Origin of the sequence: Roseofilum reptotaenium CS-1145 (assembly GCF_028330985.1) — a bacterium.
GTDB classification, from domain to species: domain Bacteria; phylum Cyanobacteriota; class Cyanobacteriia; order Cyanobacteriales; family Desertifilaceae; genus Roseofilum; species Roseofilum reptotaenium.
The window spans coordinates 37,555-58,719 of the sequence record NZ_JAQMUE010000080.1; the positions used below are offsets into that span (position 1 = coordinate 37,555).

Here is a 21,165-nt window from a genome sequence, read left to right on the forward strand (position 1 = left end):
AAGATACAAGTTATTCCTATAATTATACTCTCCGTCCCGATCTCATGACCCAATCTGCACTCCAGAGAGCTTGGTTATCTCTTCCCGAACAGGCTTCAGAATCTAGTGTTAACCAAAATTTTATACCCGTTTTCTTAGACTCCCTAGGATTTACTCAACATGAATATTGTTGTGAATATTATATTGGTAGAGGTAAGCATAAGGTTGATTTTGCAGCTCGTCAAAACACGGACACTGATAAATTTGCTCAAACTCGCCAAGACCCCTTTTTAATCATTGAAAGTAAAGGACGGCATATTAATTTCATGCATAAAACGCCCTATAAAAAGACCGTCGATCAGCTCAAGTATTATCTAGCTTCTGAAGCCACTCATTGTCAATCAGTGCGCTGGGGTATGATTACGAATGGAGATTATATTCAATTGTTTCGCAAGCATGGCAAGGTTGTCTTTCCGGTGACAAAACTGATTCAACTGGATGCAGAGAATATCGATCAAAAAATTGCTAATATTAAACAATATATAGAAGGGCCAATAAGAGCATTATTTGTTGCTCTGTATAACAATAAAGGTGGAGTAGGAAAAACTACAACGACCATTAATCTAGCTGCTACTCTAAATGGGGTCTATCATAAAAAAGTTTTAGTGGTTGACTTCGATCCTAATCAGAGAGATCTGAGCAAAAACTTAGCGATTAAACCGGCATCAGAATCTTTATATGATTGCTTAGAGGACTACAGAAACCATCACATCATCAATGCTATCTCGACCTATAGAGTGAAATATCGTCAGGGAAAAGAATATGGGTTTGATGTCATTCCCGCCGATCAAAAATTTCTGCATCTAAAAGAGCAAGAATTGACGGCCAAGGTAACGAGAGGTAGATTAAGTCAGTTGTTACATTCATTGAAAAATGAATACGATTATATTATTATTGATGCACCAACGAATTGGAAAATTTTTAGTCAAGAAGCCATCATTACCACAGATGTTGTGTTGATGCCGACTCAGTATAATAATCTCGCCTCTTTAGAAAATGCGGCAATGGCAATATCGGAGTTGTTTCCAGAAGTTGGCAGGCAAAAACGGGAAATATTTTTTCCTGATTGTGCCGATCCAATTGCTTTACCTATTTTTTATAATCAAGGCAGTGCAAAAATTCCAGAGCCTCAGAAAATTCAAGCACAGAAAGCGATTGAAGAAATTATTGATAGATATCACCAGCAATTGGGATTAAATCTCTTTCCTTATTTCTTTCCTAAATATAAGCGATCGACGCAAAATAGGGATGTTTTTACCGTGAATAACTATGCTTATATTGCGAACGGTGCTTTTGCTAGAAAACCAGGGGTTTATCTGCATAAAACTGTTTTGGAGAGTTACAAAAAGTTAGTTAGGGAGTATTTTATCTAATGCAACAGGAAATTGGCGCTCTAATGTACCTCTATTTAGAGGAAATTGAACCGGGAGAACCGGTAAGGATGCATGAGTTTCTGATTAAAGAGACTGCGAAGGCAGTCAGTCAGGCAGGCGATCGCAACTGGCTGCCGATCCTCGTCAAACAAATCGGTCAAGATCGCTACCAAGTCATCAGTAATATGTTCGCCTATGCTGTCGCTGAAGAAGCCGGTTTAGAGAAAGTCTGGTGTATTATTGCCGATGATTCAGAAGCGACTCAAACCGCCTCCGAGCTACTCTCTCAAGAGCGCTTACCGAAAATCGACTTAGCCACTGCAACCGTTGACGAGATTCAGTGCGGATTAGATTACTTAATCCATCGCCCAGTCAATCCCTTAAAAGGGGTAAAAATTGCTGTGGCAACGAACCGTATTGTTGAAGCACCGCGCCACCATTGGAAGTCGAGTTTAATGGAGGTAACTAAGCTCAAGTGTGGCATTACTAAAGGTGCAAAGCTGAATGTATTTAAGGAAATCTTTTATCTCTCTGCTCAACCGACTAGCACCCTGGAGGAAGCGCAAGAGGATATTCAGGTAACCGATCTGAAGAGTTTAACGGTTGCCGAATTGAAAAAAATTGCCAAAGAACGGGAATTATCAGGTTATTCTAAATTGAAGAAAGCAGAGTTGATTGAGCTGTTAAAGACGTAAGTGGCGATGCTTTTAATTCAGGAGTTGATTGAGTTTAGCGATCGCCTCTACTAAGATCGAGGCAGCGCGATCGATCTCGGTTTCTGTGGTAAATTTACCGAGGCTGATTCGTAGCGCTCCGTCAATTTCAGGCTCTGGCAGTTGCATGGCTCGGAGAACATGGGAGGGGGCTGGGGTTCCGGAAGAACAGGCTGCTCCGGTGGAGATGGCGAGTTGATGACGGACTCTGGCAATGATGGCGCTGTTGGGAATATGGGGAATGGAAATGTGCAAGTTTCCGGCTAAACGGTGGTTGAGATCGCCGTTGACGATGAGGTTGGGGATATTTTCGGCGAGCAGAGATTGGAGGCGATCGCGGTTTTGGGCAATTCTGCTTTCATCCTCTTCCATTTCCTGGTAACGTAAGGCACAGGCTTCTCCTAAACCGACAATACCAGGAGTGTTGAGAGTTCCGGGACGGATTTCTCGCTCTTGCCCTCCACCATAAAGCAGGGAATGGAGGGAATAACGGGGACGGATAACTAATGCGCCGATGCCTTTGGGAGCGTAAAGTTTATGACCAGAAATGGCGAGATAGGTGATTCCCCAGTCGGAGAAGTTGATGGGAATTTTACCGACGGCTTGAGAGCCATCACAGAACCAGGGGACAGAATGGTTTTGGGCTATTTGACCGATGGTTTGTAGGGGGTAAATGTTGCCGACTTCGTTATTGGCTGCCATGAGGCACAGGAGATCGGCTCCTTGGGAGCAGAGGTGTTCGAGATGTTCTAAGTCAATTCGTGCTTGGCGATCGACTTTGAGCCACTCAATTTCCACCCGTCCATTGTCTTCCAAGGCTTTGCAAGTGTCTAAAACGGCTTTGTGTTCAACGGGAGAAACAATGAGACGAGGTGGATGCCAATCCGTATATTTGGGAACTTGCCCTTGAATGACTAGATTGATGCTTTCGGTGGCTCCAGAGGTAAAAATGATGTCTTTGGGAGCAGCATGGACGAGTTGAGCGATTTGTTTACGCGCTTTTTTCACGGCCTTTGCTGCTTGGTCACCATAGTGATGATCGATACTGCTGGCGTTCCCGAAAGTGGCAGTCATGGTTTCGAGGATGCGATCGGCGATGCGGAGATCGACCGGTGTCGTCGCATGATAATCAAGGTAAATTGGGTATGAATCCATTACTAAAGAATGATAATTTTAGGAATATTTCCCGCCATTATCATAGCTATTCTGTTAACCATTGATTCATTCGTTCCCAAAGAATATCACATATACGTTCAGTTCTTCTCTCAACTAATGCTTTATCCCATGTACCTGTCGGGCCAACTTGTACAATTGGCTTGATATGGTGAGCCAAAGATGCCTTAGTTAAACTGGTAATCGTAGGATCTTTTAAATCAATTCCATATTGTTGAGCTTTTTGCTGTAATTTCGCAATTTCCTGTTGGTTAGTTTCAGCTAAGTGACAATAGTAAATCCACTTTTGGATCCATTTTTTGTTTGCAGCAGAACTATTGATATTAGTCGGTAGTAAAGTTAAGTTCCCAATTTGCTGATAATCATCTTGATTGTATAATGCTTCATCCCAACTATCATCATCATGCAAACGATCAGACTTTTGAGGTGCAATATGTTCAATCGTTTTTAAGTCTGGAGATTTCCATTTTCTGGTATCTAGGTAATCTGGACTCGATCCAGCTTCTAAACTTTTCATTAAACCTATTTCATCTGGATCAGGGATTGTATTGTGTGACGTAACCATTAGAGCAAATTTAGAAACAATTTTAACATTGTCGTATCTAAGATGAGACATAGCTTTTTGTTTCCAATCTGCTTTTGTTCCTATTTTTTTATCTTCTAGAATACCCTGAAAATAGCTTTTGAGTGAGTCTAAGGATAATTGAGAATCTCCTTTCTGCCATGATATTTTTGTACGGAGTAATGTTCTATAGATTTCATCTAAACCCGCATTGGGTAAAGCGGAACGCCAAAGGGTAAAGAAAGCTGCCACTACCTTACAGACATTCATAAAATTTAAACCTACAACATGATTATCATCCTTATTCTTTAAGTAAAGGGAGTAAAAACGACTAAGAACCGTGTTAGCCATTTTATGATTGGCCTCTTGAAGATATACAAAACAAAAAATAGCTTCTTTCTTTTGTTCTTGGCATTGTGTTTCCTGGAAGATAGGAGCCTCAGCAGGATCTTTATATTTAACAAGATCATTCCAGTATGTAGCAATATCTGCCATCCTATGGATAAATTCTTGCTTGTCATTTTGGGATTGACATTCATTATATTTTTTAGTTAGCCATCCTCTTTGAGAACTAAACTGACGAGAAGGCTCTTTTCCTCCATCATAGGTTAATCCGAACAAATTCAAATAGTCATTAGTGAGCTTGTTTTTATCAGAAGAACTCTTAGAATCACTAAATAACTCATCTATTTTAGAAAAATGATGGGCGGACACTGACTCTTTAAATCCACCATTAGTATTAACAGAGTTAACCACTAATGGTTTAAATGTTTCAAGTGCAGTCAACGGAGTACCTGTTGCATTAAGAGATTGAAACATATCAAATGCCCAATCTTCTGAATTTGGGAGTATAATTGTAAAACAACAACGCTTGAGTAAGTAATAACTAAAGGCAAGGAGTTGTATTATAGACCAAATTCTAGACTCAGGAAAAGGCATTTTATCTCCACCATTTTTGATAACCTCAACTAGCTCTGGTCGATCATAACTCCATAAATCTTCTTGAGGGACTCTTTCTAAAATCTCTGATGCTGATGGAAAATCTTGATCCTCATCCTCTGATTTATGACTATCTTCTACCACTTTTTTTAAGCAATTGGACATTTTCCTTAAATTTGCACCCACTAAAGAGCTTTTAGGAATAGGGGGGAATTTCGGATTTTTTTCTGATATTGTCCGTATAAATAAAGCCAAGTAATACGAAGTGTCAGACTGATACGAGTCATCAGTACCTTCAAATGTCCAAGTATCGACTTGTCCTCGGATAATTATTGGTTTTTGCTGTGGATTTCCACGTTTTAAATCAACAGAAAATAGTTTTTGTAGCATTGATTTATAGCGGTTTACGGCTTCCTTCAAGCTATCGCAAGCGTTTCTTATACCATCATCAGTAGGATTTTTGGGTAACTTAGACTCATGAAAACATAATCTTTCATATACTTGACAGGCAAGTAGTGCAAGAGTTGATATTCTTTGTTGTCCATCAATGACGTTATATATTGTTTCGGGTAATCCTCGATCATCTAAAGGATAAATATTATTTTTTTTATCTTTCTCTGCCAAGAGAATAATAGTACCTAAAAAGCGGATGGCATTATAATCAGTCTTATCTGGATCGACTAATAAATCGACTCCATTACAGATATCTTCCATGAGTTGATCTATATTTTCTCTAGACCAGCTATACTCACGTTGATATAAGGGAATATAAAATCCGACATCTGGAGTTTGAAAGAAATCAGATACACTTTTACTTGAACTATCAAATGCTGTAGAGATATCAAACATAATGTAATTCCTACCAGATATTTTACGAATGACAAGCTAAACAAGGTAAGTCATCATCTTGTTCATCAAGAACAGATTCAAGGGCCTGAGCAAAGCAAAAACTTTCATCCTCAAACACAGAGTCTAAAACCTGACTTAACGGTTGATTAGGTGCATGTTCTTTTTCTTTTGCCCTAGCCTTAGCCATAGCTTCCTCATGCTCTCTAATAATTTCCTCCTTTCTCTCCCATAACTCCGATAAGGTCTCTCCTTCAGTCCAGGTATAGGTTCTGCCATCCTTATGATTTTCCTCATATTTAACAGCTTCAGCAAATCGCTTGGGATGTTCTTGAGCCAACATCACCCACTCATACTTGCGTTGGAAAAAGCAGAAAAAGCAACCGGAACGATTGCGCCAGCGATAATAGTCAGGGAGTCCAATACCACTGTCCTCCAAAATGCGAAGAATATCCGCTTTCACTAACCCTTGTTCCTTAAATGGAAATACCGGTTTAATGTTTGGTTTTGTAGAGATATAGCCTTCTCGATTTTCATCAGCACGAATGCCAATGTAACTAATGGTTTCATCGTCTCCAATGAATTTCTCAAGAGGCTTGATTTTCATCATCACCGTACACCAGCGCCTCTGTGGGGACGGTAGCAACCTATCATGAATTTCCAGCCAATGATCGAACCCCCGTTTGGCGCTCAAATAGTGAATCTTAATCCCTAAGCGAGCTTCAATTCGATCTAGGTAGTTGTAGGTTTCCGGTAGCTCTTTGTGAGTATCGCAGAAAAAATATTCGATCTCTAACTCTGGATGCTGTTGCTGCATCAATACTGCCAGAGCTGTACTATCCTTTCCCCCTGAGAGACCGAGAATATGGCGAACCTTCTTGTGACTCATAGAACCTGATCTTGACTGTCTTGATTTTTACGCTTTTTTCGTTGGGTGTCGAGTTGGTCTTCACCATCTGTAACATTTTCACCGAAAACCCATTCGCTTAGTTTAGCAATAAAAGCTTGTTGCCGTTTTGGATTATCCTTTAATCCCTCTAACGCTAGCGTCTTTTGGACTAAAGTCTCTAAAAGTTTCTCTTCAGCTTGATTAAGCCAGACTGCTTGATGAACTTCTCGACCATCAGATTCAGTGACCGTGATGCGCTTGGCTGTAAACCCTGAACTCTGGGCAGCTTCGGCATCTTTTTGCAGGCTCTCTAGATTCTTGAATCGGCGTACTAAATCGCTTAAGGTCATCTCAAATTGGGTGACATCTCCATCTGTCCACGATCGCGCCGGTTTATCGGCTACAATCATTACCAAGCTCTCCAACCACTGCGGCTCCGACTTATGCTCATCCACAGCCGCTAGAATAAATCGCTTCAACAACGGCTCAATACAGCTCCCAATTAAAATAGTGGCACGAGTGGCTAAATCATCTCGCAATTTTTGCTCATCTCGGACACCAAAAGCCTCATGGAGCCGTTGCCGACAGTCACTCAATAGGCGATCATAGGCGGTTTGAATTTCATGCAGCGCTCTGACGAGCTTCTGTCGATAGGTCTTAGCAACAGCTAAATCTCGATCCGGTTCATCGGTAAATGTAATCGGGGATAAACCGCAGGCTGTGGGTAAAGACTGAAACAGTAGATTGTCCGGTTCTTGGGCTACTTGCAAGGTCTGTAGAACTTTCCGTGCTTCTGCATTTAAACTCTGAGTAGACCGGGTATACTTTGGTAACTGAGCCACAAAACTCAATAAGGGTTTGGCCACAGCCAACAGGGAAGCATTACGGAGAGTTTTACTGGTCTTGACTTGAGGAGAACTGAAAATCGATTGTAACTCTTTAAATACCTGCGATCGCAACCCAACAATCTGAAAATACTTCACCGAAAAGCGTCCAGGATTTTTCAGCAACAGTTCAAAATGCTCTGCACCCAACACCGGGATAAAGCTACCATCGCGATAAATGCCCACATCATCACTGTGATACAACAAAACAGCCGCAAATACAATCGGAATCACCCCTTCCTTGACTCCAAAGGGAGGATCTTGGAGTTTTTCCCCTAGTAAATGCAGGGATTTTTGAGACTCCTGCGCTTCATAACAAAACTGTTCAATGGCATTCCAAAGGGTATAAACTCCGGACTCTTCATTGGGGGGATAAAAATCCCAGATTCCTTCTTCTTGTCGATGAATGCCTGTGGTTTCCAATACTGAATAATAAATCGCCACTTCCGGCCCATAACCGGTTAATCCTAACCGCTCTTCTGGCGATTTTTCAATCATGGCTGTAATTAAAACTCTCCGCGCTTTTACCCCTTGACCGGTCAATTGCCGACGATTAATTAACTCATTATCAAGCTTGAGTCCTTGATCATAGACGCGATCGCACAAATCAGATAGCCTAGACTGAAACTGTCGGTCTCGTCCAATCCTAACCTCTTCTCCCCCTACCCAACATTCTTGATTTCCCGACCAAGACAGGGACTTAGCAAACGTTTCATCTAACAACCATTTTGCCTCAATGCGGCGGTGTTTCACCTCTCGACGCGCCACCCCATCATTCTGCAATTCCGGAGCCTGTTTCACCATCTCCAGCGCCCTAAATTCTCGCACCCGTATCGCCAATTCTTCTAATTGATTCACCTTCACCATTACTAAGGGTTTATTATGGGCAATTTGATCGGGAATAGACGAAGGAAAATCAGGCTCTAGCCAATAGAGAATTAAGCCATCATGACTCTCTAAGGTGCAACTCAATTCCTGTAAATTGGTGGAATTATCTCCATATAGCCGTTCAAAATAGCGCAGGGTTCCTGTCTGTGTATAGTGACGTTGAACCACTAGCGGTTTTAAGGGATAAACCTGACTCAGGAGTTGCTGCAAAGATGACCGGTCTTTTTCAATTTCAGCATCAATTGCCGCTTCCACATTAAAATCGGAGCCTTCCCAAATCCTCAATTCTTCTGCCTGTCTGCGGTAGGTAATTAATCCTTGCTTCTGTAAGTTGGCGATCGCCATTTTCCACTCCTCTTGATCCTCCCTAGGAGAGTCACATAAAGCCAAAGCTACTAAATCGGGACTTGCTCGTAATTTTCCAGTAGTCGTGATTAAATTGAGAACACCAATAGTTTTTAAAATCGCTAATGTTTCGGGGGCATGGTCGCGAGCATCCTGGATCAAGCCTTGAATTTCAACCCAACGCTGTAAATTAAACCGCGAAGTTAATCCAGTGACATTCTCCACGAAATAATCATAGAGTTGATGCAATTTCAGCGTGGGCAAACAATCCGTTTCAATTTCAATCCCTGTGGTTTCTAAAAACTTCTGAAATCCATAGGGTTCATCGCTAGTTAAAAACGTAAATAAAGAGCGGTCATTCTGAGCATAGCGCGTACAGAGTAAGGGCAACACGAGAGCAGTTAACGGATGCAGAGGGCCGATTTTTTCAATTAATTTCGCTTGAATTTCTTGTTCAGATAACACGTGATGTAAAGCTGAATACCACTCATCTCCCCACTGCTGGACACGGCGCAGAATCGGATCGGCATTATGGCGATCGATCGCTTGACCTATCAACCGCGTCATTTGACTGGGAGAATCCGTAAATGGCATGTCTTCAAAGCGACCTTGAATTTTAATCCATTCATTCTGTTCGCTGGTACTCAGGCGATCTCCATAACCCGCAAAGGATTGATGCAGTAATCCTAAGAAATAGACCTGTTGCTCTGGGTTGGACTGAAGTTCGGCAATTTGTTGCAGTAAATATAGATCGCTCACCCCCTTGTTAGTGCTGGCAAACTCTAGGCTTTTACCCAGTTCATCGAGAATTAACAGCACATGCGTATTGGCTTCATTAGCTACCTCTTGCAGCGCTTGCAGAATTTGGCGATCTTTTACTTGACACTTGCCTTCATCGGCTGCACATTGCCAATCATTCAACTGCCTTAAAATCTTCGGCTTTTTCCCATTCCCTGGCCAAAATCGTTCCGCTCCCGAAGCTAAAGCACGGGCAATCGTCCAACTGAGGGGTTCGCTGCGTCCTGTGGCAACGGCAATGAGCAAACCGCGATCGGGTAATTGTGTGTTTATCGCCTCCATCACGGGCGAATTCTCCCCAAAAGCCTCCCGTGCAATGGCAACGGCTTGCGATCGCATGGGACTATCTTGGGGATGACATAACCCAGCGATATAGTGGGCAAATGCCGATTTTCCCGAACCATACACCCCGGTTAACGTCCAGGATTTATGAGCCGTGGTTTCTGTGAAGGCTGAAACCATCCGCTCCAACGTCGATGCAGAGCGCTCTGTGAGAATATAGCCTGCGATCGCCTGCGAGCGATCGATATCCCGCTCCAAATTCACCGAGCGATAATAGCGGCGATGTAACTGAAAATAATTCGCTAAAACGTTCTGACTCATGTTTCCTCCCTTACTGTGAACAATGAACAACATTGTTCATTATTAACTGTTCATTGAATTTTACTGAGCATCATAATAGGCTTGCAGGATGCGATCGCCTAGAGTTTGAGGCTCATCATCAAACGCCAGTTGCAATTTCCCCGCCACATCCGTAATCTGAAGCATCTTAAACTGACGGCCCACCATTTCAATCGCCCTACAAATCGCGCTCTCAGTCAGCTTAAAAATCAACCCCGGACTGCCAAAATCATAGAGCAAGTTCGCCAGAGCAATAGTCCGAGCAGAGTACTCTTTTCGAGCCGCATAATCGAGACAAGCATAAACAATAATTGCCTCTGGTAAACTCGGTTTATAGCCAATCCGAAACGTATAATATTTCGACTCACCCACCCGATGAATTAATCCTAATTCCGTAAACGGACAATCGAGAGAATCTTCACTTGTCCAAGATTTAGACGGCTGTTCAACGTACATTCTCAACAAACAGCTCACATCCTTACGCAGGGAAGAGTCCGCAATTTTAGAGCTACGGCGATCGCGATACTTAACCAGATAATTAAACAAAGTTTCTTGGGTAAATTCTACCTCGCGAAATTGATTAAAAATCACATCCCAAGCTGTTCCTAAACAAGGCGCTTTTAAGTAATGCCAATGCAATAGCCACAAGGAAGCCGGATCTTCTAAATAAGTATCCCAACCCTCTTCTCCCAAAAGCCGTTGAGCAAACTCTGTGGGACTATCATTTTCTAAAATCTTAAACGCGCTGCACCAATGGCGAATAGATTTTACCATATTTTTCCCCACTCCCAACCGAACTGGGGCATCATCAGCAAGAAAAATATTTTCATCTTCTTTTGCACAATCAAACCCTTTTTTGAGCCAACCAAAGCGAGGATGAAAGGTTTCATGACGAGCAAAAATCATGCCGGGATTCGGCGGATTAGTAGAGGCTGTCTGTGGTAAGTTTTCTATAGTTAGTTGGTTCAAGATACTTTACTATCAGTTCTCAGGCAACCTTTCTATTTTACTATGACTTTCTAATCAATGCTGAAGCGTTGTGTTGGTAGAAAAAGTTACTTAAAGAACCGAGTGGGGGCGATCGCGCCATATGACCCACGAGTTGTGCAGTTTACAATTCATAGTGTGTCCACATCCGGATCGCTTTAATAATTTTTTCTTCTGGTAAAATTCGATAAACTAAATGATGCTGGATATTAATTCTTCTAGAATAGTAACCCTGTAAATCTCCGCTTAGTTTTTCATAGGGAGGATAGGTAGTAGAAGGATCTTCTTTAATCACATCCAAAATTTTTGTTACTTGCTTTCCTAGCCCAGAAGAAGCAATTTTTCTAGCATCTTTTTCTGCTTGCTTAGTAAATACAATCTCCCATTCATCTATTTCATCCATTTAAAATATCCCTAATGGTTGATTCATCCATACAATCTTCTATGGGAGTTTGTCCACCCTCTTTAATGGATTCAGACATGCCAGGAATAGATTGTAAATAAAGAGTTTCTTGAATTGCATTCCAATCTGCTTCACTAACCAGAATCGCATTACCGGCTGAACCTTGTAATAAAATGGGTTGATTGCTTTCAATCGCTCGGTCAACTAATTCATGAATTGGAGTAGCGTCTTTATTTTTTGAAATGATTTCCATTTAATCTCCCTTCTTGACGATCAATGATAAACTAATGGAGGAAAACGCTGTCTTTTTGCTATTGTAACACACCCCCTTACATTAAACCAAATAAGAGTCTATGGCTTGATATTTGGTTCTAGGTTTTTCAAAACTCTCAGCACCTCATACAATTCATTCCGTAAAGGCAACAGGGAAAAACTACGAGAAATATCATATTGTGGCATTCCTTGAGAACTGAGCTTCAGAAAAAAGAATTCCCCACCATTAGTTGCCATTGCAAATGCCGGTTTCTCTGGATGAGAATTCGCCATCATATAGGCAAGAGTTTGGGGAATTGCCGTATCTAGATTCAGTTGGCTACTTTTCGATTCCAAGACTGCTATCCAAATTCCTTGGGAGATTACCAAAAAATCAATTCTACCGCGCAAAACTTCCTCAGAAACTTCACTCGCAGAAACGTATGTATTGACTTCAATAGCAACTTCTGCTTTCATTTGAAACGGTGGATCGTAAAATCCTGCCAATTCCAATAAGGGAGATAACACGACTAAATTAACTAATCCTTCAGCCAGATGTCCCTGAGAGCAATGATAGCGATATCTGGCTCTAATCCGATCTAATTCTGTTTTTTCTGTCTCCGTTAACTCCGGTAAATCAACTTGCCATTCGGTAAAAAAGTTAGGATCAACTGTCTGCACTAAATTAAAGTGCTGCTCTGCTTCTCCGATAGTGGTTATTTTTTGAGCGATCGCTGTTAAAGACATGGTGATAAAGCGCTTTCCGCTATCGCAGACATGAAACGCGCGGTAATGGGTAATAGGTTCTTGTAATCCCGATTGGCAATCAAGCGAGATTGTTTCTCAGTCCAGAGGACAAAATCCTGTTCATACAGAGAAGTTTTGATGGTCTTCACTCTCTGTGACTCCGAAACAAATTGGATTGTTAATTACTTCAATCTATTTTACAATTATTTTACCCATTAGCCATGACCAGCGCGAAGCACTTATATTAATGATGAAAGGAATCTGGCTCGAAAATCAAAACCTGCAACTGCGAACCGACTTACCTACCCCCACTCCTCCAGAGGGAGAAGCATTAGTCAAAGTGTTGCGGGCGGGAATTTGTAATACAGATTTAGAACTGATGCGTGGATACTATCCCTATACGGGGATTCTCGGTCATGAATTTGTGGGTGTTGTGGCGGAAGGGCCGGAAAATTTACTCAATCAACGGGTGGTGGGGGAAATTAATGCCAGTTGTGGAACCTGTCGTTTTTGTCAACGCGGAGAACCCACCCATTGCGAAAATCGGACGGTCTTAGGAATTGTGAATCGGAATGGGGCATTTGCGGATTATTTAACGTTACCGATTAAAAATTTACACCCGGTTCCGGATACGGTGGACACCAATGCAGCCACGTTTACAGAACCGTTAGCGGCAGCTTTGGAAATTCAAGAACAGGTATCGATTACGGCTGAAGACCGGGTTTTAGTGGTTGGGGATGGTAAGTTGGGGCAATTGGTGGCTCAAAGCTTGGCCCTGACTGGATGCGATCTATTGGTTATTGGTCGTCATCGGCAGAAGTTAGCTAATTTAGAAGATTTAGGAATTAAGGTAGGGTTTGCAAATGATGTACAAGATGGTACATTTGACCGAAGTATAGAATGTACGGGAAATCCAGAGGGATTTGCGATCGCCGCCCGCGCCCTGCGTCCACGAGGAACTCTTGTCCTAAAAAGCACGTATGCCGGCAACCTAACCCTGGATGCTTCCACCCTCGTCGTCAACGAAATTACCTTAATTGGATCGCGCTGCGGTCCCTTTGACAAAGCCCTGGCTCTACTAGAGAAACATCAAATCGATATTAACCGTTTAATCCAAGCAGAATATCCCCTTAGTGAAGGTCTAGAAGGCTTTGAATTGGCTCAACAAAAAGGAGTCTTGAAAGTGTTATTGAATATGGAAAACTAGGCAATAGAAAATAGGCAATAGGCAATAGTAAAAGAGTAGGGTGCATTACGCTGTCGCGAACGCACCTATGATATTAAAACCGAGAAGGACGATATAATACAGAAATATCTTGCAGTCGTTTGGCCTCTTCCATAAAATGGGGATTTTTAAACACTCGATTATTTTGATTCCATTGTGGATCTTTCACCTTAAATGTCGATAAGCAATCCTTGAGGATATCATCGTTCTCTCCCCAATTAATCCATTCCTGACTTAAACAGTGCAAACCTGCCCGATCGCAATACTCTGCAAACAGTTGAGCGGTCATACTTTCAGCTCGCATATGGGGATTGGGAAAAGTAAGATTCCCGGAACTGTCCTTAAAATTGCCAATATTAGAATGATGAAAAAATCCAGCTCCATTGGGCTTAAGCTTTCGCCCTAGCTGCATTAAGTAAGCTTGCATTACATCAGATTCAGCATGAACCAGGGAATCAAAGCTGAAGACGAAATCAATGGAGCGATCGGGAATCATATCTAAAGACTTCCCATCATTCACATAATAGTTAATGTGGGAATAGTTAGCGAACCGTTTTTGACAAATTTCAATACAGGGTTCAGCTAAATCAACAAGGGTTAACTCTTGACAATAATCCTTAAAATAGGTGGTAAACCGACCATAACCTGGGGCAATTTCTAAAATGCTGCCCGTGGGAATAAAGGCTTGAATCCGGGGATACAGGGTTCCCCACCATAAAAACTCTGTGCCGCCCCAAGCATGAGACCATTCATCACCTTGCTCGGACCAGCTATAATTTGACCAAAATTCTAGATTATATTCAACAGTTGGCATAGTTTGGGAATGGGTAAGGTTGGTTCAAGATAGTTTAAAATTAGTTCTCAAGAAACTTTCCTGATTTTACTATGATTTTTATGAATTCCAAAATTTTTCCGTTAGCAAAACCTCTAAATCTTCTGGGAACGGGCAGATTTCAGGAAAATCGATCTTCGAGTAAATATCTTCAACATCCGATCTCGCATCTTCCCAGATTTCCACGAAAATCTTGGCAAAATAAGTTTTGAGACTTGGTGAGCTACGCAACAAACGCCGGAGTTGTTTACGCTGCTCCTTAATGGTTAGCTCCCATCCGCGATTATCATAGGCACTATCCACATAACATCGCTTTAAGAGATATTCAAGTAAAACGTCTAAGCGATTTTCCAATTGATGCCGTTCGCTGCGTCCCAAGGCTAACAGTTCTTCTTCAATATTTTCCCAATCTATTGCTTCTAAATCACGATTACCAATAGAACGAAATTGTTCTTCAGTCCAGAGGACAAAATCTTGTTCATATAGAGAAACTGCTCTCCGATTTCGCACTTTATGATTCATGGTTTATCCAGTTAAAACATCCTTCACTTAGTTGATCTTTTCCATTTTTTGGATAATTTCTGGATTATACAAGCGCAAATAATTCCAGTAATTTCCAAATACGGACTTGACATAGCCATAGGTTTCAGGAAAGGGAATTTTTTCCACAAATTCATCAGGATCGCGGAAACCGAAACGGTTCAGCCAATCGGCCACATTTCCCGGGCCGGCATTGTAACTCGCTACAGCCAACAAGGAATTATTGCTATACTCGCTGTGGGTATAGTCTAAATACCAGGTTCCCAACTTTATATTATCATTCGGATTGTCCAACTGATAACTGGCAAGATTGATTTTACCGGCGATCCATTCCCCAGTTTCTGGCATCACTTGCATTAATCCGGTAGCGCCAACGACGGATTGAATTTGGGGCATAAACCGGGATTCTTGGCGAATTAGAGCCGTGACTAAAAGGGGATTGAGTTGCCGATCTTTTGACCAACTTTCAATGGATTCTAGATAGGGAAAAGGATAGAGGGCTTGCCAATAGGCGAGTTGTTGACGGAGCATTTGATATTGTTTTTGCTCTTCAGGATCGTCCCGCCATGCCAGGCTATTGAGCATGAAGATTCCGTCTAAATAATCGCCAACTTGCAAGCGCAGAATACCATCGGTAAACTGTTGGGCAACAGTGGGTTTCATGGTATTGGTAAATTCGACTTGCCAGAGCATCCAAGCCTCTCGATCTTGTCCCAGTTGATGAAGTTCTTTCAGGGTTTCAGAACCGGCGGGTAACAGGGGGCGAGGGATGCTATATTCTACGTCGGGTTCGAGATAGCGAACACTGGTAAAGTCGCCCACATTCCATCCAAGCATGAGAGCCGATCGCCAGGCATAATAGGATTCAGGGTAGCGCTGTAGCACATATTCAAAGGCAGCTTTGGCATCCCGCTCCCTGCCCAGTTTTTTTGCCCATTTTCCTACCCAAAAGGCGGCTTCGGGAGCGTACTCTGTCTCCGGGTTTTCTACGGTGATTTCCTGGGCAAGTCTCCAGGCTTGCAGTAAGTTACCCTTGTCGGCTGCATCTTCGGCTTGTTGCCATCTGAGTTTGGCTGCTTCTTCTGATTGACTATATTGGGTTAAAATGGACTGCCGCGCCTGTTTTGCAGATTGGGAACTTTTGAGCGCGTCTAACACTTTGCCTTGTTCTACCAGGGCTGCGGCGGCTTTGTGGGGAAACCGATCAATGACAATATTCAGATACTCTTGTGCAGGTTGCAGATCGACTAACCGGGAAAGATGAATTAAGCCTTGGGCGGTTTCTTTTTCATTGGGATAACTACTATACAAGAATTTATAGGCGGCGATCGCCTCTTGGGTTTTGCCTCCAAGGTGTAATCCTCTACCGGCACGATATCGGTTTTTCGGAGTTGCGGGCGCTTTAGCATAGGCTGCACCAGCTTTGCCATACTCGATTTTTTCCCAATAACCAAAGGCAATAATTTCCCAATCTTCAGGGGTAAGTTGGGCGCTATGGGTTTTGGTGAGGCGATCCAGGAGTTCGGTATAGTCCGGTTTATGGAGGGCATGTTTCGCCAGCAGGCGCAATAGGGGCAAGGAGTTGGGATTCGTCGCCAGTTGATTCGCCGCAATTTCTACGGTGCGGGGATGGGCAGGAAATTTGGCGATCGCCTCTTCCCACAGTTTAGGATTAGTTTTACCTAACTCATAGAGTGCTTCAGCCGCCACAGGATGATTGGGATGGGTGGTTAAAATCTTTTGCCAAGTCGCTGCGGCTTGCGTGTTTTCCCCTAATTGTGCATAAGCTTGGGCGCGTTCAGAAAGAATATGAGCCGCGAGGAGGGGGTAACGGGCTTCTAAATTCTCTAAACTGGCGATCGCCTCCTGGGGTTGATTTTGAGCTAACTGATCCATAGCCAACACATAGCGAGCGCGAGCATATTCTGGATGAGTTGGTTGTTGGCTCATCGCTTCCAGATAGGGTTGGCGCTCAGTCGGCGAAAGTTTCACCAACTGGGCAATCTGGGACTTCTGAACCTCAGCAGGAGTAAGCTGAAACGTTGGTTTTTCAGACGGAACTTCGGGCAGCCAAGAGCGCACTTCATCAGCAATCTGGCGATCCAGATGGGTTTGATGGAGGACAAACCCTCCAAGAATTGCCCCTAGACTGACTCCGGCGATCGAGAAAATGAGAGGAAGATTAGATTTAGCCTTAGACATGATTGGGATAGAAATAGCGATCGGATTAGGAGACGAACGGAACCGGGGGATAGGTTTCAGCCAGCATAAAAGATTAGCTCTACGCTGTATATTCCCCGATCTTAATCGCAAATTTACATCCGTGCCGATCTTACACCCACACTAGAGCGATTAATGCTTACCCAGAGGATTGGTTATATAGCCTTTCTTTATTGCATGAAGTATAGCCCTCGCCCCTAACGCTCGCTCTTACTGGAGAGAGACTATTTCTAGAACTCATGGAAGAAGCAAGCTAACAAGCTATTGCTAACGAAATAACTCTAGAATTTCTAGAGTCATTTCTTGATCGCGAAAACCAACAGAATTGTAATTGACATCAAGATTATAGTCAGCGCTTTGATATTCTCTGACTCTACGGCAAGGACAGCTTTTAGAGAAGCTAAAGCGATCGGCAAATGCGAATTATATGATCGCAATTGCTCCTGGTTAGGATAGTCTAAGGCATAGTCTAAGGCTCGCTACCCCACTATACTAAATAAAAGGAAACGGTACACTTATTATCAATCACGATGGAATTCAAACCTACAGATACGCCACGGTTAGATTGGACGGGGGATGCACTTGCCCTGGGCTTTTTTGAGGATGCGGTGGAGCTGAGTGCGGATCTGGCACAACTGGATGAGAAGCTAGAGGGCGCTCTGGCTGAGTTCATTGAAGATGCGGAGTTTAAGGGTAAAGAGGGTAGTACAATATTTACTCGCTTAGGGAAAAAATACCCGATCCGCAAACTGATTTTGGTGGGCTTAGGGAAATCGGAAAAGCTCAGTGTAGATAGTCTGCGTCAAGGAGGAGCATCGGCAGCTAAATTAGCACAAAAGGAACGCTGCCAAAATTTAGGTATTAGTTTTCCCCTGTTGCATGACGATCGCCACTTAACCACTCAGGCGATCGCCGAAGGAATTGAGTTAGGCTTACATCAGGATAATCGCTTTAAGTCAGAACCAGAGGAGAAACCCCCAGAGTTGCAAACCGTGGCGCTGTTGGGGTTAGGCGGTACAGAAGCGGCTCTAGAGAAAGCCAAGATTATCTGTTCTGGGGTGATTTTAGCACGGGAATTGGTGGCAGCTCCCGCTAATGAGGTCACACCAGTTACCTTAGCAGAAACGGCGCGGGCGATCGCCTCCGAATATGGCTTAGAGCTGGAAATTTTAGGGCAAAAAGAATGTGAAGAACAAGGAATGGGAGCATTTTTGGGCGTTGCCCAAGCCTCCGATCTTCCCCCTCAGTTTATCCATCTCACCTATAAACCCCAAGGTACACCGCGCCGCAAGTTAGCCATCGTCGGTAAAGGCTTAACCTTTGACTCGGGTGGCTTGAATATCAAAGCGGGTGCAGGCAGTAGCATCGAGATGATGAAAACCGACATGGGAGGAGCAGGAGCCACATTAGGCGCAGCCAAGGCGATCGCCCAATTAAAACCTGATGTTGAAGTTCATTTTATCTCAGCGGCGACCGAAAATATGATTAGCGGTCATGCCATGCATCCGGGAGATATTCTCAAAGCTTCCAATGGCAAAACCATTGAGGTCAATAATACGGATGCTGAAGGTCGTCTTACGTTAGCAGATGCCTTGGTGTTTGCCGAAAAACTGGGTGTGGAGGCGATCGTCGATTTAGCCACTTTAACCGGCGCTTGTGTTATCGCTTTGGGTAATAAAATTGCCGGGTTATGGACAGCCGACGATACCCTAGCCGCCGACTTTATGAGTGCCTCCGAACTTGCCGGAGAACAATTTTGGCGGATGCCCTTAGAAGAGAGCTATTTTGACAGCATGAAATCCGTCGTTGCTGATATGAAAAATGCCGGTGCAAGGGCAGGCGGTTCCATTTCTGCCGCCCTATTTTTGAAGCAATTTATCAAGGAAACCCCTTGGATGCATTTAGATATTGCCGCACCCGTTTGGACAGATAAAGATTACCGCTACCATAGCGCTGGTGCAACCGGTTTCCCCGTTCGCTCTTTGGTAAATTGGGTTTTAAGTTAACCTGATATTTAGGGGTTGGATTATCCAATCCCTAATTGGAGTGTATTGCCTCGGTTGATATCATGCTGAAATCATTTTATATCAAGAATTTTAGAATATTTCGCCAACTGGAAATTAAATCCTTAAGCCATGTCAATCTGATCGTCGGCAAAAATAACGTTGGTAAAAGCACCTTTTTAGAAGCCATCCGCATTTATGCCAGCAGAGCTTCCCAAGATGTCCTTTTTGACTTGACAGATAGGCGACAAGAGAATTGGTTTAAGGGAAAACCAGTAGACGTGAAGACTTCAACCTTAGAAACTCTACGTCATTTGTTTTTTAATCATCAATTACCCAAAATGGGAGAGGAAGGAATTTTTCTGTCAGAAGAACCTTCTATACCTAAATTTCATATTAACTTAATGCCATACCAAATACAACAAGAACAAGGATTGCTGAGAAAAGTACCCGTTGCTCTTGATGCCCTAAAATCTAATGGAGAAATTCCAGATATTGTTTCTTCTATTATTGTTCATGAGGAAGGTAAAAAGCCTCGACTCATTGACCTGAAAGTTTTTGACAACAAACTTTTCTCAATCCCTCTAGAAGATAATACCATCCCTTGTCAATCTATCCCGATGAAGAAAAATCGAGATCATAGCATTGCTCAATTATGGGATTTAACTAGCTTAACCCCTTTAAAATCAGAAGTGATTTCCGGCTTGAATTTAATTGAGCGTAGAATCACAGATATCACCTTTGTACAGCCGAATGGCAATCAAAGTGGTTCGCTACGAATTCCTTTGGTAAAGCTCGAAGGGATTGACGAACCCTTACCAATGAAAACACTAGGAGATGGGGTTAACCATTTATTCGAGATTTTACTTTGTCTCGTGAATAGCAAAAATGGATTCTTACTGATTGATGAACTAGAAAATGGGTTGCACTGGACAGTTCAGCCTAAAGTTTGGGAGATTATTTTTCAGCTTGCTGAACGGCTCAATGTTCAGGTATTTGCCACAACTCACAGTTATGATTGTGTGAAAAGTTTTGGCAACATTTGGAACCAGTATCCAGAGTTGGGATCGGCGTTTCGTCTAGAGTCTAAACAGGATAATATTAAAGCAACTGAATATACTTTAGAACGACTAATGGATTCTCTAGAGTCAGCAATTTATGTTCGTTAAGCAATACTCCTATGTCCGATCCTTGCAAACAAGATCTCAACTCTTCTGAAATCAAAAAAATATTACTTGTAGAAGGCAATAATGATTGTCATCTCGTGATGGGATTGTGCAAAAAACAGAATGTTACTGAAAACTTTAGCATTCATGATTGTCAAGGTATTGATATAGCCTTAAAAAATTTAAATTCCTTGATTATTCGCCCAGATCCTCCAGAAGTGATAGGCGCTGTTTTAGATGCGGATAAATCAATCATGACTCAGTGGAATCGTATACAGAAAAAGTTGCAAGATTGTGATTACAATTTTCCTCAAAATCCGATGGTAAATGGCACGATTATTCAAGGTTATCAAGATAAGCCTAAGTTAGGGTTTTGGCTAATGCCAAATAATATTAATGCGGGTATTGTAGAAGATTTTTGTATTGAATTAGTTCCGCAAAATCGTCAGGATACCTTCCGATTTGCCCAAGAATGTGTTGCTGAAGCTAAAAATCGTAAATTGACAGATTTTAAAGACCAGGATTATAGTAAAGCGGAGCTTTGTACTTATTTAGCTTGGCAAGATGAACCCGGTTTTCCTCCAGGAAAAGCGATAGGCACGAAAAAGTTGAATGCTGATGCTGAGTTAGCCAAGCATTTTACAGATTGGTTAAAACAACTTTTTGGTTAAATGAAAGTTAGCGTAGGGTGCGATCGCGAAAGCGCAGGACACCCTACTA

General features: G+C 42.6%; 17 protein-coding genes. 6 read left to right on the forward strand and 11 right to left on the reverse strand.

Annotation, left to right across the window (positions count from 1 at the left end; all coding sequences use genetic code 11):
* The first annotated feature begins 44 nt into the window (after window positions 1–44).
* Both PN466_RS16195 and PN466_RS16200 read left to right on the forward strand, forming a co-directional pair.
* The gene (locus PN466_RS16195) at window positions 45–1,412 is read left to right on the forward strand and encodes an AAA family ATPase (RefSeq protein WP_271940994.1); all 1,368 of its coding nucleotides are present in this window, start codon (window positions 45–47) and stop codon (window positions 1,410–1,412) included.
* Window positions 1,412–2,107, forward strand: coding sequence for a Rho termination factor N-terminal domain-containing protein (locus PN466_RS16200; RefSeq protein ID WP_271940995.1), 696 nt, complete (start codon window positions 1,412–1,414; stop codon window positions 2,105–2,107). The genes PN466_RS16195 and PN466_RS16200 overlap by 1 nt, the downstream gene beginning before the upstream one ends.
* A gap of 12 nt (window positions 2,108–2,119) precedes the next feature.
* On the opposite strand, the gene PN466_RS16205 is transcribed toward PN466_RS16200, so the two are convergent.
* The 8 genes from PN466_RS16205 to PN466_RS16240 all read right to left on the reverse strand — a co-directional run bounded on the left by PN466_RS16205 (window position 2,120) and on the right by PN466_RS16240 (window position 12,459).
* A complete protein-coding gene (locus PN466_RS16205) occupies window positions 2,120–3,280 on the reverse strand; it encodes a cysteine desulfurase family protein (RefSeq protein WP_271940996.1) in 1,161 nt (386 codons plus the stop codon).
* A 46-nt stretch (window positions 3,281–3,326) separates the two neighbouring features.
* Entirely contained in the window at window positions 3,327–5,648 is a 2,322-nt protein-coding gene (locus PN466_RS16210; protein ID WP_271940998.1) for a DUF262 domain-containing protein, read from the reverse strand.
* Between the two features lie 22 nt (window positions 5,649–5,670).
* Window positions 5,671–6,534, reverse strand: a complete 864-nt coding sequence (locus PN466_RS16215) for a phosphoadenosine phosphosulfate reductase family protein (protein ID WP_271940999.1) — start codon at window positions 6,532–6,534, stop codon at window positions 5,671–5,673.
* Window positions 6,531–10,052, reverse strand: coding sequence for a hypothetical protein (locus PN466_RS16220; protein ID WP_271941001.1), 3,522 nt, complete (start codon window positions 10,050–10,052; stop codon window positions 6,531–6,533). The genes PN466_RS16215 and PN466_RS16220 overlap by 4 nt, the downstream gene beginning before the upstream one ends.
* A gap of 60 nt (window positions 10,053–10,112) precedes the next feature.
* A complete protein-coding gene (locus PN466_RS16225; RefSeq protein ID WP_278003121.1) occupies window positions 10,113–10,976 on the reverse strand; it encodes a DUF4007 family protein in 864 nt (287 codons plus the stop codon).
* Window positions 10,977–11,181: 205 nt separating this feature from the next.
* A complete protein-coding gene (locus PN466_RS16230; RefSeq protein WP_390890023.1) occupies window positions 11,182–11,451 on the reverse strand; it encodes a Txe/YoeB family addiction module toxin in 270 nt (89 codons plus the stop codon).
* A gap of 1 nt (window position 11,452) precedes the next feature.
* Window positions 11,453–11,713, reverse strand: coding sequence for a type II toxin-antitoxin system Phd/YefM family antitoxin (locus PN466_RS16235; RefSeq protein WP_271941006.1), 261 nt, complete (start codon window positions 11,711–11,713; stop codon window positions 11,453–11,455).
* Window positions 11,714–11,811: 98 nt separating this feature from the next.
* Window positions 11,812–12,459 carry a type I restriction enzyme HsdR N-terminal domain-containing protein gene (locus tag PN466_RS16240; protein ID WP_271941008.1) on the reverse strand — a complete coding sequence of 216 codons (648 nt, stop codon included), beginning with the start codon at window positions 12,457–12,459 and terminating at the stop codon, window positions 11,812–11,814.
* A 250-nt stretch (window positions 12,460–12,709) separates the two neighbouring features.
* Between PN466_RS16240 and PN466_RS16245 the strand changes: the two genes are divergently transcribed.
* Complete coding sequence (locus PN466_RS16245) at window positions 12,710–13,666, forward strand: MDR/zinc-dependent alcohol dehydrogenase-like family protein (protein WP_271941340.1); 957 nt, start codon at window positions 12,710–12,712, stop codon at window positions 13,664–13,666.
* A 73-nt stretch (window positions 13,667–13,739) separates the two neighbouring features.
* Here PN466_RS16245 and PN466_RS16250 read toward each other — a convergent pair whose 3' ends face one another.
* The 3 genes from PN466_RS16250 to PN466_RS16260 all read right to left on the reverse strand — a co-directional run bounded on the left by PN466_RS16250 (window position 13,740) and on the right by PN466_RS16260 (window position 17,258).
* On the reverse strand, window positions 13,740–14,498 hold the full coding sequence (locus PN466_RS16250) for a class I SAM-dependent methyltransferase (protein WP_271941010.1): 759 nt from the start codon (window positions 14,496–14,498) through the stop codon (window positions 13,740–13,742).
* Window positions 14,499–14,576: 78 nt separating this feature from the next.
* Window positions 14,577–15,038, reverse strand: a complete 462-nt coding sequence (locus PN466_RS16255) for a DUF29 domain-containing protein (RefSeq protein ID WP_271941012.1) — start codon at window positions 15,036–15,038, stop codon at window positions 14,577–14,579.
* Between the two features lie 27 nt (window positions 15,039–15,065).
* Complete coding sequence (locus tag PN466_RS16260) at window positions 15,066–17,258, reverse strand: lytic transglycosylase domain-containing protein (RefSeq protein ID WP_271941014.1); 2,193 nt, start codon at window positions 17,256–17,258, stop codon at window positions 15,066–15,068.
* 548 nt (window positions 17,259–17,806) lie between these two features.
* Between PN466_RS16260 and PN466_RS16265 the strand changes: the two genes are divergently transcribed.
* The 3 genes from PN466_RS16265 (at window position 17,807) to PN466_RS16275 (ending at window position 21,116) form a co-directional block, all read left to right on the forward strand.
* A complete protein-coding gene (locus tag PN466_RS16265) occupies window positions 17,807–19,282 on the forward strand; it encodes a leucyl aminopeptidase (RefSeq protein WP_271941015.1) in 1,476 nt (491 codons plus the stop codon).
* Window positions 19,283–19,344: 62 nt separating this feature from the next.
* On the forward strand, window positions 19,345–20,448 hold the full coding sequence (locus tag PN466_RS16270; protein ID WP_271941018.1) for an AAA family ATPase: 1,104 nt from the start codon (window positions 19,345–19,347) through the stop codon (window positions 20,446–20,448).
* Window positions 20,449–20,459: 11 nt separating this feature from the next.
* Entirely contained in the window at window positions 20,460–21,116 is a 657-nt protein-coding gene (locus PN466_RS16275) for a DUF3226 domain-containing protein (RefSeq protein ID WP_271941020.1), read from the forward strand.
* The last annotated feature ends 49 nt before the right edge of the window (window positions 21,117–21,165 follow it).